The organism is Hymenobacter sp. R533113 (assembly GCF_056835965.1).
Genome location: NZ_JAKWBD010000014.1, coordinates 411131 through 426219 on the forward strand (window position 1 = coordinate 411131; position 15089 = coordinate 426219).

The following is a 15089-nucleotide window of genomic DNA, read 5'->3' on the forward strand; positions in this document are numbered from 1 at the left end:
TGTCTCATTTATTTAAGTCATAAAAAAAGGCAGACTAGTGTAGTCTGCCTTTTTTATGACTTAAATAAATTAAGACCCTTTTGGACTTAGAGTTACAAAAGGAATAATGACTTCCTCCAGTGAGATGCCACCGTGCTGAAACGTGTCTTTATAATAGTTCACGTAGTAGTTATAATTGTTAGGATACGCGAAGAAGTAGTCGCCAAGAGTGAACACGTAGGCGGTGCTCACGTTTTCGCGGGGCAGGAAAATGCGCTCCGGCTTGCGCACGACATATACATCTTTCTCCGTGAAACCCAGGTTTTTGCCGTGCTTGTAGCGCAGGTTGGTGTTGGTATTACGATCACCTACAATCTTGAAAGGGCGTTTCACGCGGATGGTGCCGTGGTCGGTGGTGATAATGAGTTTGCCTTTCTTGTCCGCAATCTGCTGGAGCATCTCGTACAGAGGCGAGTGCAGGAACCAGGAGCGCGTGAGCGAGCGATAGGCCGACTCATCACCGGCCAGCTCGCGAATCATGGCCATGTCGGTGCGGGCGTGGGAGAGCATATCTACGAAGTTGTAGACGATGACATTGAGCTTATGATTGTTGTGCAGGTTGCTCATCTTGCTCAGCAAGTCTTTGCCGGCCTGCAGGTTCGTCACCTTGTTGTAGCTGAACTTCTGCTTCTGATTGGCCTTCTGGAACATGATTTCCAGAAACTCGGCCTCATTCAGGTTCTTGCCTTCGTCATCGTCATCCGTCACCCATAGGTTGGGATACTTCTTCTGAATATCACCCGGCATCATGCCCGAGAAGATGGCGTTGCGGGCGTAGGCCGTGGTGGTAGGCAGAATGCTGTAATACATCTCCTCCGTGTCCACGGTGAACATTTCGGCAATGATGGGCTCCAGAATCTTCCACTGATCGTAGCGCAGGTTATCGATGAGCACGAAGTAAACGGGCGTGTCGCCGGTGTCTTTGAGCAGCGGAAACACCCGCTTCTGAAACAGCTCATGCGACATGAGCGGGGCATCGTCCACTTCCTGATTTACCCATTCCTCGTAGTTCTCCATGATGAACTTGGAGAAGTAGGTATTGGCCTCGTCCTTTTGCATGTTGAACACGTCGGCCATGCTCTTGCCTTCGGTTTCGTCAATCTCCAACTCCCAGTACACCAGCTTCTTGTATACATCGGCCCACTCTTGAGGCGAGAGACGGTCGCCGAGCTGCATTCCCAGCTGGCGGAAATCGCGCTGGTAGCCGGTGTTGGTGCGCTCACTCACCAAGCGCTTGTTGTCGAGCACCTTCTTGACGGAAAGCAGAATCTGGTTGGGATTAACCGGCTTGATAAGGTAATCGGCGATTTTGGAGCCGATGGCCTCTTCCATAATGTGCTCTTCCTCACTCTTGGTAATCATAATGACGGGCACCGTAGGCTTGGCTGCCTTAATTTCCGACAGAGTTTCGAGGCCGGTGAGGCCGGGCATATTTTCGTCGAGAAATACAATGTCGAAGTTCTGCTCAGCTACTTGCTCGATGGCATCGGCACCGCTGTTGACGGGCGTGACGTCGTAGCCGCGTTCTTTGAGAAAGAGAATATGGGGCTTGAGCAGGTCAATTTCGTCGTCGGCCCAAAGGATGTTGTATCGTTGCATAAGGGTGCTTAGAAGTACGTTGCTTGAATGATAGTGGCAGGGCAGCGAAGGCGAGTTTGCCCGGAGTATAAAGCTCCGCAGTCACTAACGCCCTGCAACTGAAGTTTCGTCAGTAGCTTTACTGCCAATCGGTCGATTTTGATCCAAAAAATTCGGGTTTCTCTATTTTCTGTTACTAACTCCTCCGTTAAGTAAGGCCTAATAAGATCGTTCTGGTTCCCTGGCTGGTTGCACGAGCCGCAGTGCGAACTTTCGGTTCGCCGATTATTGCACCGTATTCTGGGGGCTTTTTTTACCACTTACTCCGACGCGCGTTCCTCGGATAGTGCTTCTTCAAACGACTGCTCCCACCCATTAAGCCTCAGCTTAATGTAACTGCCAATGAACAAGAAAAAGATATTCAACGACCCGGTATATGGCTTTGTAACAGTGCCCACCGAGCTCCTGTTTGATCTAATAGAGCACCCTTATTTCCAACGGCTGCGGCGCATTCAGCAATTAGGACTCACGGGATTTGTGTATCCGGGGGCATTGCATACGCGCTTTCATCACGCGCTGGGGGCTATGCACTTAATGAGCATGGCGCTGCGCACGTTGAAAGATAAGGGAGTGCAGATTTCGGCGGCCGAAGGGCAGGCAGCATTGGCGGCAATCCTATTGCACGATGTGGGCCACGGTCCTCTCTCCCACGCTCTGGAAACGGCAATTTTTGATGAGGTGCCGCACGAGCAGCTGTCGCTTTATCTGATGCAGCGCCTCAATGCTGAGCACAATGGCGCCCTGGATCGAGCCATTGCCATTTTTCAGGGGAGCTACGCGCGGCCGTTTTTTCATCAGCTGGTGAGCAGTCAGCTGGATATGGACCGGCTCGATTACCTCAACCGCGACTCGTTTTATACCGGCGTGCAGGAAGGCCGGCCGGGGGCCGACCGCCTCATCAAAATGCTGACCGTGGTAGATGAGCGCCTGGCTTTGGAAGAAAAGGCGATTTACTCCGTCGAGAATTTTCTGGTAAGTCGGCGGCTGATGTACTGGCAGGTGTATCTGCACAAAACGGTGACCAGCGCCGAGCAGATGATTATCCGGATTGTGCAGCGGGCCCGCGACTTAGTGCGCTCGGGCCATGAGGTGCCAGCCAGCCCCGACCTGCATTTCTTTCTGGCCAGAGCCGTTACGATACTAGATTTTGAGAAAGACGACACAATCCTGCAACGCTTTGTGCAGCTCGATGACCATGACATTTGGGGAGCCGTGAAAATGTGGGCCTCCCATCCCGACCGCGTCCTCAGCTACCTCTCGCGCAGTCTGCTCGATCGGCGCCTGTTTAAAATAATCTTGCAGACTGAGCCGTTTGAAGACGAGATGAAAGCTGGTGTAGTCGAGTTGATTGGTGAGCACTTCAGTTTGCCCCCCAGCGAGGCCAGCCAGCTGATGCTTACTGGCCGCATCAGCAACAACGCCTACGACGCCGATGGTAAGGATACAATTGATGTTTTAACCAAGTCGGGCCGCGTGGTGAATGTGGCGGAAGCTTCAGATTTACCCAATATTCGTGCCCTGGGCCAACGCGTGGAGAAGCATTATATCTGTTATCCGAAGGAAATAGCGCAGTGATTTTAGGACATCATGCAGAGCAGAGCGAAGTATCTCGCCCACTTTGTTGAGCTAGTTTGGTAACGTCCGCAAGCGAGATGCTTCGCTCTGCTCTGCATGACGTTCTCTATATCAAGTGACAACTGAATACCACTCTCTAAAACTCACCAATTGATTTTATTTACTTTTGCCCGATGGAATTTACTGTAGGCCAAATAGCCGAAGTACTGAGTGGCACCGTCGAGGGCGACGCATCCCTGCGCATCGACCAGCTGGCAAAAATCGAGGAAGCACAAGCTGGCTCTTTGGCTTTTCTGGCGAATGCCAAATACGAGCCCCACTTATATACAACGGGGGCTTCCGCCATTATCGTTAGTCAGACACAGGCCTTGAAGCAGCCTGTCGCGGCCGCCCTAATCCGCGTTGATGATCCATATTTATGCTTTAGCCGCTTGCTGGAATTTTATCAGCAGACCACGCGCACCGGCCGGCGCGGAGTGGAGGAGCCAGCTTTTCTGGGAGCTAACTCCAGTATTGGCGAACACCACTTTCGGGGGCTTTTTCCTATATCGGTGAGAATTGCACGATCGGGCGCGACGTGCTCATTTTCCCCCACGCTACCATCGGCGACCGGTGCCGCATCGGCGACGGTACCATTATTTATGCGGGCGCCAGGATTTATGCCGATACTGTTATCGGGGCGCGCTGCACCGTGCATGCGGGCGCCGTGCTGGGCTCCGATGGCTTCGGATTTGCCCCCAGCCCGACGGATCTTACCGCGCCATTCCGCAGATCGGCAATGTAGTCCTGGAAGATAACGTCAGCATTGGCGCCAATACCACCATCGACTGCGCCACCATGGGTTCGACTATTATCCGCGAAGGCAGCAAGATTGATAACCTGGTGCAGATTGCGCACAATGTAGAGATTGGACGCCACACGGTGGTAGCCGCTCAGACGGGCATTTCGGGCTCAACCAAGATTGGGGACTACTGCGTGCTGGCGGGCCAGGCCGGCTTGGCGGGCCACCTGACCCTGGCGAACCGCACGACCGTAACAGCGCAGTCGGGCGTCGGCAAATCGATAAAGCAGGAAGGCCAGTTTCTACAAGGTTCCCCGGCGTTCAACCTGCGTGACAGTTTGCGCGCCAACGCTGTTTTCCGGCATCTGCCCGAGCTGGCGCGCCGCCTCGATGTATTAGAGGGCAACGCAAGCGCCAAAGAAAAGCCCTAGATTTGCTCCTCCTTAGAAGTGAGAAGTGAGAAGCGAGAAATGAGACAAAACCGTCCGACAGCCGGCGCTTTGTCTTATCTCACTTCTCACCTCTCACTTCTCACTTCTCAAAAATGAACGATAAGCAACATACAATCAAGTCGCCGGTTACTGTGAGCGGCATTGGGCTGCACACGGGCGTGCAGGCCACCATGACCTTTTGCCCAGCCCCAGTCAACCACGGCTACAAGTTTCAGCGCATCGATTTGCCCGGCAAGCCCATTGTGGATGCCGACGTAGATAACGTAGTGGACCTTTCCCGCGGCACTACTATTGAGCAGAATGGCGCCCGCGTGAATACCGTGGAGCACACGCTGGCCGCGCTGGTAGGCTTGCAGATTGATAATGTGCTGATTCAGCTTGATGGCCCCGAGCCCCCCATCATGGATGGCTCCTCGTATGAGTTCATAAAGCCCTTGCAGGAGGCGGGCCTGGAGGAGCAAAACGCGCTACGCAACTATTTTGAGATTCCAGAGAGCATTCGTTACGTAGACCACGCCCGTCATGTAGAGTTGGCTGTGCTGCCCCTGCATGACTACCGCGTGACGGTGATGGTGGATTATAATTCCCCTGTGCTGGGTTCCCAACACGCTACGCTTACTGATATCACCCATTTCGCCACCGAAATAGCCTCTTCGCGTACCTTCTGCTTTTTGCATGAGTTGGAAGCTCTCTACAAGCAAAACCTTATTAAAGGTGGCGACCTCAGCAACGCTATCGTAGTAGTAGACCGCGTGGTGAGCGAAGAGGAGCTGCACGATCTGGCCGAAATGCTGGGCAAGCCCAAAGTAGCCGTTAAGAAGGAAGGTATTCTGAATAATGTGGACCTGCGCTACAAAAATGAGCCCGCCCGCCACAAACTTCTGGACCTGGTAGGTGATTTGGCCCTGGTAGGGCGTCCGCTGAAAGGTCAGATTTTGGCCGCCCGGCCCGGCCATGCGGCCAACGTGGCGTTTGCCAAGAAGATCAAAAAGAAAATGATGGAGGCGGATTCCTCCCCGGTGCCCACCTACGACCCCGGCCGCGAGCCGGTGATGGATATCAACCAGATATCGGCCACCCTGCCGCACCGCTATCCTTTCCTGCTCATCGACAAGATTATTCACCTGGACACAACTACCGTGACGAGCGTGAAGAACGTGACGATGAACGAGCAGTTTTTTCAGGGCCACTTCCCCGGCAACCCCGTTATGCCCGGCGTCATTCAGATTGAGGCCATGGCCCAAACCGGTGGCATTCTGGTGTTGAACACGGTGAAAGACCCGGAGAACTACTGGACGTACTTCCTCGGAATCGAGAACTGCCGCTTCCGAAAAAAGGTAATTCCCGGTGACACCATCATCTTCAAATGCCAGCTGCTCGCGCCCGTTAAGCGAGGCATCGCCAAGATGAGCGGCAAGGCTTTTGTGAATGGTAAAGTGGTCATGGAGGCCGAAATGAGCGCCGCCATCGTCCGCAAAGACGCCTAGAATACAATTATCAGTTATCAATTAACATTTAACAGACCCAAAGGACGCGGTTAGATGCATTGATAATTGTTAAATGTTAATTGTTAATTGATCAGAATGAACCAACCCCTCGCCTACATTCATCCGGAGGCTAAAATTGCGCAAAACGTAGTAGTAGAGCCTTTTACCACTATTGATAAGGACGTAGAAATTGGCGAGGGCACATGGATTGGGCCCAATGTGACGATCATGCAGGGAGCCCGAATTGGCAAGAACTGCAAGATTTTCCCAGGTGCCGTTATTGCCGCTATGCCCCAGGACTTGAAGTTTGCGGGCGAAAAAACGACGGCTCATATCGGCGACAATACCGTGGTTCGGGAGTGCGTGACCGTAAATCGTGGCACCGTGGACCGGATGCGGACTATAGTGGGCGCTAATTGTCTGCTGATGGCATACGTACACGTAGCCCACGACTGTATCGTTGGTGACAACTGTGTATTAGCCAACTCTGTGCAGCTTGCCGGCCATGTGGAAATTGGTGATTACGCCATTGTGGGGGGCATGTCAGCCGTGCATCAGTTTGTGAAAGTAGGGCCGCACACGATGATTTCGGGCGGCTCGCTGGTTCGTAAGGATGTCCCGCCGTTCGTAAAGGCCGGCCGGGAGCCCCTGACTTACAGCGGTATAAACTCAATAGGACTGCGTCGGCGCGGTTACTCCGATATTAAGATTGGCGAGATTCAGCAGATCTACCGGCTGCTATTTTTGAGCAAGCTCAACAACGCTGACGCGCTGGATAAAGTAGAATTGGAATTGCTGCCTTCGCCTGAGCGTGATGAAGTCGTGAACTTCGTGCGCAACTCTGGCCGCGGCGTGATAAAAGGCTATTCGCGCAGCGGCAACGGCAGTTCCGACTACTAGCAGTTTATGCAGATTCAGGCTACCGGACTGGGCAAGCGCTTTAACCGCGACTGGATTTTCCGGCACTTGACCCACACCTTTCATGCTGGCACGGCTACGGCTATTCTGGGGCCGAATGGCGCGGGCAAAAGTACCTTACTAAATACTCTTTCCGGCCAGCTCTTGCCTACTGATGGCACCCTTACCTACACCTTGCAGGGTAAGCCGGTGTCGGTGGAGGATGTGCCGGCCCAACTGGCTTACTGCGCGCCTTATCTGGAGCTGATTGAGGAGTTGACGCTTAGTGAGCTGCTGTCCTTTCATACCCGCTTTAAGCCCCTTCGGCCGGGCCTGAGCAGTCAGGGCCTGATAGAGCTGCTTTATCTGGAGAAATCCCGGCATAAGCTTGTGCGCGATTTCTCCTCGGGCATGAAGCAGCGCCTCAAGCTAGGTTTGGCCTTGTATAGCGCTGCTCCTCTCCTACTTCTCGACGAGCCTACTACCAACCTGGACCGGGCAGGTGTGGCCTGGTATCAGGAGCATGTGCGTGCTACGGTTCCTGGCCGCCTGGTACTGGTAAGCTCCAACGTGCCAGAGGAATACGAGTTCTGTGAGCAGCAACTGGATGTGACCAGCTTTGGAGCCACTGGAGCGCGTTAGAGAGGAAAATACTCCCTGCTTACGGTAGTTCTGCGTATTTTTGAGAAAACCTGTGCGCTATGTCTGCCCAGCCTCAGCTTACCCCCATCATTTCCCCAGAAGAATATCTGGTGGCCGACCGTGCGGCCGAGTTTAAGAGCGAATACTACCAGGGCGAGGTGGTGGCCATGGCCGGGGCCAGCAAAGAGCACAATCAGATTGTTGCCAACATTATTACAGAATTGGGCAACCAAACCCGCGACCGGGACTACACGGTTTATGCTAGCGATTTTCGGCTCAATAATGCGGCTATTAGCTCCTATACTTACCCTGACGTGGCAATGGTATGCGGCCCGGCGGATTTGTTGGCCGACACCTACCTCGATACCCTACTTAATCCCACGCTGTTGGTGGAAGTACTTTCGCCCTCCACCGCCGATAATGACAGGGGCCGAAAGTTCTTGTTCTACCGCTCAATTCCTTCTTTGCAGTATTACATATTGGTAGAAGCCTTGAAGCCACAGGTTGAGGTGTTTTCACGGGTTGACATCGATAACTGGAATTTTCGCGAATTCAAAGGGCTGGATGCATTAGTGCCGCTACCCGCGCTTGATCTGTTTTTACCACTTGCTGAGGTATATCGTAAGGTTCGTTTTAAGCCTTCTCAAGCAGAACACTAAGTAGTGATTCGCTAAAAAACGGCTTTATTTCCAACGCAAAAACCATTCAGACCGTATCTTCGCAACTGCCCCACGGCAGTAAAGCTGCCTACAATCTTCTTCCTTCAACCATCACCTGCCCTCACACGGCCATGAGACAATACGACGACCTCGACGACGATTCGCTCGATGATGACGAGCTTGATAACTTCGCTAAAAGCGGCGGCCGCGCTGGTGTCGGCAGCCCGGAAGATCGCCTTAGCGCCAAGTACGCCGACTATCTGATGTGGCGCGACACGGGCTCATCGCACGACGAGGCGCTGGACCTGGCTAGCATGACGGAGGAAGAATACACCGCCGCCGAAGCCGCCGAAGACCCGGATAGCAGCGGCTTTGCCTCCCTCGATGACGATGACGACTTTGACATTGCCGACGACGATGACGACCTGGGTAGCAGTCGCTCCGGCCGCGGTGGCCGCAGCAACGACGATGATGACTATTAGACTTAACCGCTAACATGAAAAAGCCCCCCAGTCAGATGCTGGGGGGCTTTTTTAGTAACTCAAATAACAGACTACGACTTTTTGCCAAATACCCGCTTTAGCAACTCACTACCGCGAGCCACTGGATTCTCGCGAATGTTGGCTTCCTCTTGCGCGATGAGGGTAAAAAGCCCCCCAATGGCTTTGTCGGTAGCGTACTGGTTCAGGTCAGTATTGACGGGCTGCACCAGCGGAATGCGGTTGTAGCGCGTCGTCAGGTCGGTGTAGTAGCGGGTGGCATTCACTTTATCCAACGACTGCTGGATAATTGGCTTGAAGGCGGTGGTAAGCTGCGTAGTAGTGGTACGGCGCAGATAACTGGTAGCCGCGTCTTTCTCACCCGTCAAAATACCCCACACATCCTTAAAAGTCAGGCTCTTGATGGCCGCCAGAAAAATAGGCTTCGCACTCTTGGCCGCATCCTCAGCGCCGCGGTTCAAGGACAGCTCGAACTTATCGACCTGTGCACCTAACCCAATGCTACGCAGCGTGTTGGCTACGCGCTGGGCATCGGGTGGAAACGGAATGCGGATAAGCTTGTTGAGGTAAAAGCCATCTTGCTGAGATGCTTGGTCAGCACCCTTGCTGATGCCCTGCGTTAAGGCCTCCTTCAGGCCGCGGGCAGCCTCATCCTGGGTGATGCTACCCGTAGAGCCCTGCGTAGTGGTTTTGGTAGTCGTGGGTGGGGTAGTCAAAATGCCCCCCAGCTTGGGCAGACGAAAAACCTGCGCTGAAGCGGCGACATGCAAACCAAGCAGAGCAGTGAGAACAAGAGAATAGCGAATCTTTTTCATAACTCGAGGCAACTAAAGTGTAACAGCCTAACGGGCCGGGCGTACTGGCTAAGGCACAAACCGGACCAAACCATCCTACTTTTTCTTTCCTTATTCCCTCTATGCGGCAGGTACCTAACGCAGAAATCATTACCATCGGCGACGAGCTACTTTACGGCCAGGTCGTGGACACTAACTCGGCTTTTATGGGCCAGGAGTTGGGCAAGCTCGGCATTCGGGTACGCCAGATAACCAGCGTCTCCGACCGAGCCGCCGAAATCGTGCTGGCGCTGGATGCCGCCCGCGAGCGGGCCGATGTAGTGCTGATTACCGGTGGCCTTGGGCCGACCAAAGACGATCTGACCAAGCATATTCTCACCGAGTACTTCCGTACTGAGCTGGTATTACATGAGCCGTCCCTACGCGATGTGGAGGGAATCTTTGCCCGCTTCAACCGGCCCATGCTGGAAGTAAACCGCCACCAGGCTTTTCTGCCCGCCGCCTGCACCCCCATTCGCAATGCCGTGGGCACAGCGCCGGGTATGTGGTTCGAAGACCGGGACGTGGTGTTTGTATCGATGCCGGGCGTGCCGTTTGAGATGAAGCGTATGATGACGGACATCGTATTGCCTAAGCTGAAAGAACATTTCCATACGGCGCCCATCGAGCACCTGGTCATCCAGACGGTGGGCATTGGCGAGTCATTTCTGGCGGAGAAAATTGCGGACTGGGAAGACAGTTTGCCCCCCAACTTCAAGCTGGCTTACCTGCCCCATTTAGGCTCCGTACGCCTCCGCCTCACGGCCACCGACGACGGACTACCCGACCTGCGCGGCCGCCTGGAAGCGCATCTGCCCATACTTCAAGAGCGACTTGGCGAGTATATTTTTGCCGTTGGCGAAGTGTCGTTGGAGGCTGCGGTTGGTCAATTATTAGTTGAGCGCAACCTCACCATTGGCACGGCCGAGAGCTGCACGGGCGGCTACCTAGCTCACCGGCTGACGAGTGTTGCGGGCAGCTCGCGCTACTTTCTGGGGGGCATTTTGGCTTACCATAATAATATCAAAATCAAACAGCTAGGCGTAAGCAGCGAAACCTTAACTACACATGGAGCAGTGAGCGAGGCCACCGTGCGCGAGATGGCCGAAGGGGCGCGTAAGCACCTTGGCGTGGATGTGGCTTTGGCAACGAGTGGTATAGCTGGCCCCGGTGGCGGAACCCCGAAAAGCCGGTGGGTACCATTTGTATTGCCTATGCCGATGCGCATCAAACAATCAGCAAGCAGTTCTCTTTCGACCGGGGGCGCCAGCTCAACATTGAGTACACGACTACCACCATACTAAACCTGCTCCGGCAGAGCTTGCCGAAGTAATGTAAGCAGCCGTTAGTGAGTGTTAGGATTGAGTGGAAAAGTTGAATATCATTTTCCACTCAACCTAACCTCCGCCATTGCTATTGCTTACAAAGCTTCCGCTACTCGCTAAAACACCTACCTTTGATGCGGCTTGGCGGGCGTCCACCCCGCATACTATGGCGCGCGCCGAGCTAGTTTTCTGACCTTCAACACCCAACAAACCCAACCCCCAATAACCGCATGGCACGAGTGGAAATGGTGATGCCCAAAATGGGCGAAAGCATTATGGAAGGCACCGTCCTGAAATGGCTCAAACAAGTAGGCGACGCAATTGAGCAGGACGAATCAGTACTGGAAGTGGCTACCGATAAAGTAGATACCGAAGTACCTGCCATTCATGCCGGCGTTTTGCAGGAAATACTGGTGCAGGAAGGCGAAGTGGTAGCTGTTGGCGCTCCTATCGCCATCGTCGAAACGGACGTGAACAGTACCAGCGCTTCGGCTCCAGCTGCTGCGCCCGCTGCACCACAAGCAGCCTCTACCTCAAGCAGTGCTAATGGGGAAGATATATCGGCTGACATTCCTCACCTGCCTCAGCCTCAGGAGGCACAAGCCAACCAGTCTTCAGCCCAGCCCCAACCAGGTCGCTTCTACTCGCCTTTAGTGCTGAGTATTGCGCGTCAGGAAGGCATTTCGATGACTGATCTGGAATACTTGCCCGGCACCGGCAAAGAGAACCGCGTTACGAAGAAGGATATTCTGGATTATGTGGAAGGCGGCAAGAAGTCGTTGAGCCAGACGTCTGGCACGGCGGCTCCGGCCCGCAAAATGCCCCCCAGGCTACTCCAACGCCCGCTGCCCAGGCAGCTCAAGCGCAGCCTGGCGCTCAGCCCCAAGCGGCGCTGGCCGAAGCGGCTGCTAAGCCCGCCGCTACTCCGGCCGGCAAGCCAGCCCCGTCGGTAAGCGGTAATCAGGAGCTGATCGAGATGGACCGGATGCGCAAGATGATTGCGCAGCGCATGGTGGACAGCAAGCGCATTGCTCCCCACGTTACGTCCTTTGTGGAGGCCGACGTGACCGAGCTGGTGAACTGGCGCAACAAGCATAAAGACGCCTACAAGAAACGCGAGGGCGAAAACCTGACCTTCACGCCTATCCTGATTCAGGCTATTGCCCGCGCTATTCAGGACTTCCCGAACATCAACGTGTCGGTGGATGGCGACTACATCATCAAGAAGCGAGACATCAACATTGGTTTGGCCGTGGCGCTGCCTTCCGGCAACCTGATTGTGCCTGTTATTCATAATGCCGATCAGCTGAACCTGAATGGGTTGAGCAAGAAAGTGAATGATCTGGCGAATCGGGCCCGCATTAATAAGCTAACGCCTGGTGATCTGGAAGGCGGCACTTACACCGTTTCCAACGTGGGCTCTTTCGGCAACGTGATGGGCACTCCAATCATCATGCAGCCGCAGGTAGCCATCATGGCGTTGGGTGCCATCAAGAAAAAGCCAGCAGTTATTGAAACGCCGCAGGGCGATTTGATCGGTATTCGGCACTTCATGTTCCTCTCGCACTCCTACGATCACCGCGTCGTTGATGGCTCGCTAGGGGGCATGTTCGTACGCAAAGTAGCTGATTATCTGGAGCAATTTGATCCAAATACGCTTATCTAATGCTGCGCTCAGATCGTAAATAGCGGCGCGGCTGCACTTGAACAAGCCCGTCTGTTAGACGGGCTTTTCTTTTTCTAAATCAGATGGTTATGAAGAATATTTTGTCGCTTATTGCCCTGGTCATTTCTTTGGGGCTAATCATTTTTCTGTACCTACAATTAACTTCCACTCAGGAGTCGCTACGCCAGGCCGAGCAGCGCTACGCCGATTGCGAAAAGGTAACCTTTCAGCTCCAAAATCAGCTCACCGCCCAGCAGCGTGGAGCTACGCCGGACAGCTTGCGTTAGGGTTCTGCGACCTCTGCGCCCTGCTTCTGCGGCCACTGCGGGCTAAAAATCGTTGCAATGGATTTAGCCCGCAGAAGGCGCAGATGCAGGGCGCAGAGGTCGCTGAATTCAAGCATAAAAAAGCCCCCCAGAAAATATCTGGAGGGCTTTTTTAGTGAAACGAACTACGACTTGATTCCCAGGAGCATCAGCATGAATGCCTGCTGCCGGGCTACGTCGCGGATGGACTTGAAGCGGCCGGAGGCGCCGCCGTGGCCGGCCGCCATATCGGTGTGCAGCAGCAGCAGGTTGTTGTCGGTCTTCATGGTACGAAGCTTGGCAACCCACTTGGCAGGCTCGAAATACTGCACCTGCGAGTCGTGCAAGCCGGTGGTAACAAGCATATTAGGATATGGCTGCTTTTTCACGTTGTCGTAGGGCGAGTACGAGAGCATGTAGTCGTAGTACTCTTTCTTGTTGGGGTTGCCCCACTCGTCGTACTCGCCGGTGGTGAGCGGAATGCTTTCATCAAGCATGGTGGTGACCACATCCACGAACGGCACTCCAGCCAGCACACCTTTATACAGGTCCGGGCTCATGTTCACGACGGCACCCATGAGCAGGCCACCGGCGCTGCCGCCCTGGGCAAACAGCTTGGCTGGCGAGGTAAATTTCTGCTGAATCAGGAATTCGGAGCAGTCGATGAAGTCGGTGAAGGTGTTTTTCTTCTTGAGCAACTTTCCATCCTCGTACCACTGCCGGCCCATTTCCTGGCCTCCCCGAATGTGGCAAAGCGCGTAAGCAAAGCCCCGGTTGAGCAAGCTCAGGCGAGCGGCGCTGAAGGTAGCGTTGGAGATGATGCCGTAGGAACCGTAGGCGTACTGGAGCACGGGCGCCGTGCCGTCTTTCTTGAAGCCCTTCTTATAAACAATAGAAATGGGAATCTTGGTGCCGTCTTTGGCCGTGGCGTACACGCGCTCCGTCACGTAATCTTCCTTGGAAAAGCCCCCCAGCACGGCCTGCTCCTTGAGCAGCGTTTTCTGGCGAGTGTTCATGTTATAATCGTACGTGGAGTTGGGCGTGGTAAGCGAGGTGTACGAATAGCGCAGCACCGGCGTATCAAACTCCGGGTTTATGCTGATGCTAGCCGAGTATGTAGGCTCGCCAAAGTTGAGGTAGTGCTCCTCACCTTTCCAGGGCCGCACGCGCAGTCCCAGCAAGCCTTCCTTACGCTCACCCAGCACCAGGAAGTTTTTGAACAGCTCCATGTTCTCCAGAAATACGTCCTTGCGGTGCGGGATAATCTCTTTCCAGGCCGTTTTGGCGGTGTTGCTGATGGGCGTTTCGAGCAGCCGATAGTTGGGCGCCCCGGCGTTGGAGCGGATATAAAACTTGTCGCCGAGGTGCTCGACGTCGTAGAGGTGGTCCTTTTCGCGGGCCAGAAACACCTTGGGCGCGGCCGTCGGGTTGCTGGCGTCGATGTAGCGCAACTCCGAGGACATGGTGCTGCCCATGCCGATAAAGATGTACTTCTTCGACTTCGTGCGCCCCACGCCCAGGTTGAAGGTGTTGTCCTTTTCTTCGTACACCAGCACGTCCTGCTTGGGATCGGTGCCTAGCGTGTGTCGGTACACCTGGTAAGGCAGCAGTGTGGTAGGGTCTTTTTTGGCGTAGAAAAGCGTCTTGTTGTCGGCGGCCCAGGCGGCATTGCCGCTGGTATTCACGATTTTCTCGGGATAGAGCTTGCCGGTTTTCAAGTCCTTAAAGCGCAACGTGTACAGGCGGCGACTCACCGTGTCGGCACCGTAGGCCATCACCAGATTGTTGTCGCTGACCTCGTAGCCGCCAATCTGGAAATAGGTTTTATCCTTGCCCAGCTCGTTGGCATTGAGCAGGATTTCCTCCGGCGCCTTCATGTCGCCCTTCTTGCGGCAGTAGATGGGGTACTCGCTGCCCGCCTCATAGCGGGTGTAATAAAAGTAGCCATTGTCGCGGTAGGGCACCGATTCGTCCTGCTCTTTTATCCGGCCTTTGATTTCGTTGAATAGCTTGTCTTCCAGCTCTTTGACAGGCGCCATTTGCTTGTCAAAGTAAGCGTTTTCGGCGTTGAGGTAGCTGAGTACCTCCGGGTTTTCGCGCTCATTCAGCCAGTAGTAGTTATCGGTGCGGGTGCCGAAAGGTGAAGTAAGCTGCTTGGCTTTGATGGGCGCGAGGGGTGGCGTGGTCATGGAGTAGGTAGTAGGCTGCGTCTGGGCCTGCGCTACGCCGAGCGACAGGACGCAGGCACCGGCCAGCCACAGTAAGGAATGATTCATAGAGCGTTAGGCTG

10 protein-coding genes and 3 pseudogenes are annotated in these 15089 nt (G+C 54.4%); 10 read left to right on the top strand and 3 right to left on the bottom strand.

Features of this window, described 5'->3' with window-relative positions; genetic code table 11:
* Positions 1 to 69 precede the first annotated feature (69 nt).
* Positions 70 to 1638 carry a T9SS response regulator signal transducer PorX gene (gene porX / locus MKZ35_RS20800; protein WP_482515144.1) on the bottom strand — a complete coding sequence of 523 codons (1569 nt, stop codon included), beginning with the start codon at positions 1636 to 1638 and terminating at the stop codon, positions 70 to 72.
* Between the two features lie 381 nt (positions 1639 to 2019).
* On the opposite strand from porX, the gene MKZ35_RS20805 reads away from it, so the two are divergent.
* The 7 genes and pseudogenes from MKZ35_RS20805 to MKZ35_RS20835 all read left to right on the top strand — a co-directional run bounded on the left by MKZ35_RS20805 (position 2020) and on the right by MKZ35_RS20835 (position 8652).
* Positions 2020 to 3252 carry an HD domain-containing protein gene (locus MKZ35_RS20805; RefSeq protein ID WP_482515145.1) on the top strand — a complete coding sequence of 411 codons (1233 nt, stop codon included), beginning with the start codon at positions 2020 to 2022 and terminating at the stop codon, positions 3250 to 3252.
* Positions 3253 to 3425: 173 nt separating this feature from the next.
* Positions 3426 to 4464 (top strand): annotated as a pseudogene (gene lpxD, locus MKZ35_RS20810) (UDP-3-O-(3-hydroxymyristoyl)glucosamine N-acyltransferase).
* A 113-nt stretch (positions 4465 to 4577) separates the two neighbouring features.
* Positions 4578 to 5972: a bifunctional UDP-3-O-[3-hydroxymyristoyl] N-acetylglucosamine deacetylase/3-hydroxyacyl-ACP dehydratase gene (locus tag MKZ35_RS20815; RefSeq protein ID WP_482515146.1), complete on the top strand. Its 1395-nt coding sequence runs from the start codon at positions 4578 to 4580 to the stop codon at positions 5970 to 5972.
* 96 nt (positions 5973 to 6068) lie between these two features.
* Positions 6069 to 6872: an acyl-ACP--UDP-N-acetylglucosamine O-acyltransferase gene (gene lpxA / locus MKZ35_RS20820; RefSeq protein ID WP_482515147.1), complete on the top strand. Its 804-nt coding sequence runs from the start codon at positions 6069 to 6071 to the stop codon at positions 6870 to 6872.
* Between the two features lie 6 nt (positions 6873 to 6878).
* A complete protein-coding gene (locus MKZ35_RS20825; protein ID WP_482515148.1) occupies positions 6879 to 7511 on the top strand; it encodes an ABC transporter ATP-binding protein in 633 nt (210 codons plus the stop codon).
* Between the two features lie 59 nt (positions 7512 to 7570).
* A complete protein-coding gene (locus MKZ35_RS20830; RefSeq protein ID WP_482515149.1) occupies positions 7571 to 8170 on the top strand; it encodes a Uma2 family endonuclease in 600 nt (199 codons plus the stop codon).
* A 131-nt stretch (positions 8171 to 8301) separates the two neighbouring features.
* Positions 8302 to 8652, top strand: coding sequence for a hypothetical protein (locus MKZ35_RS20835; RefSeq protein ID WP_482515150.1), 351 nt, complete (start codon positions 8302 to 8304; stop codon positions 8650 to 8652).
* Between the two features lie 71 nt (positions 8653 to 8723).
* Here MKZ35_RS20835 and MKZ35_RS20840 read toward each other — a convergent pair whose 3' ends face one another.
* Positions 8724 to 9485 carry a DUF4197 domain-containing protein gene (locus MKZ35_RS20840; protein ID WP_482515151.1) on the bottom strand — a complete coding sequence of 254 codons (762 nt, stop codon included), beginning with the start codon at positions 9483 to 9485 and terminating at the stop codon, positions 8724 to 8726.
* 101 nt (positions 9486 to 9586) lie between these two features.
* Between MKZ35_RS20840 and MKZ35_RS20845 the strand changes: the two are divergent.
* The 3 genes and pseudogenes from MKZ35_RS20845 (at position 9587) to MKZ35_RS20855 (ending at position 12781) form a co-directional block, all read left to right on the top strand.
* A pseudogene (locus MKZ35_RS20845) lies at positions 9587 to 10836 on the top strand (competence/damage-inducible protein A).
* 222 nt (positions 10837 to 11058) lie between these two features.
* Positions 11059 to 12494, top strand: a pseudogene (locus MKZ35_RS20850) (dihydrolipoamide acetyltransferase family protein).
* An 89-nt stretch (positions 12495 to 12583) separates the two neighbouring features.
* Complete coding sequence (locus tag MKZ35_RS20855) at positions 12584 to 12781, top strand: hypothetical protein (protein WP_482515152.1); 198 nt, start codon at positions 12584 to 12586, stop codon at positions 12779 to 12781.
* A 164-nt stretch (positions 12782 to 12945) separates the two neighbouring features.
* Here the strand turns inward: MKZ35_RS20855 and MKZ35_RS20860 are convergent, their stop codons facing one another.
* Complete coding sequence (locus MKZ35_RS20860; RefSeq protein WP_482515153.1) at positions 12946 to 15075, bottom strand: S9 family peptidase; 2130 nt, start codon at positions 15073 to 15075, stop codon at positions 12946 to 12948.
* Positions 15076 to 15089: the final 14 nt, after the last annotated feature.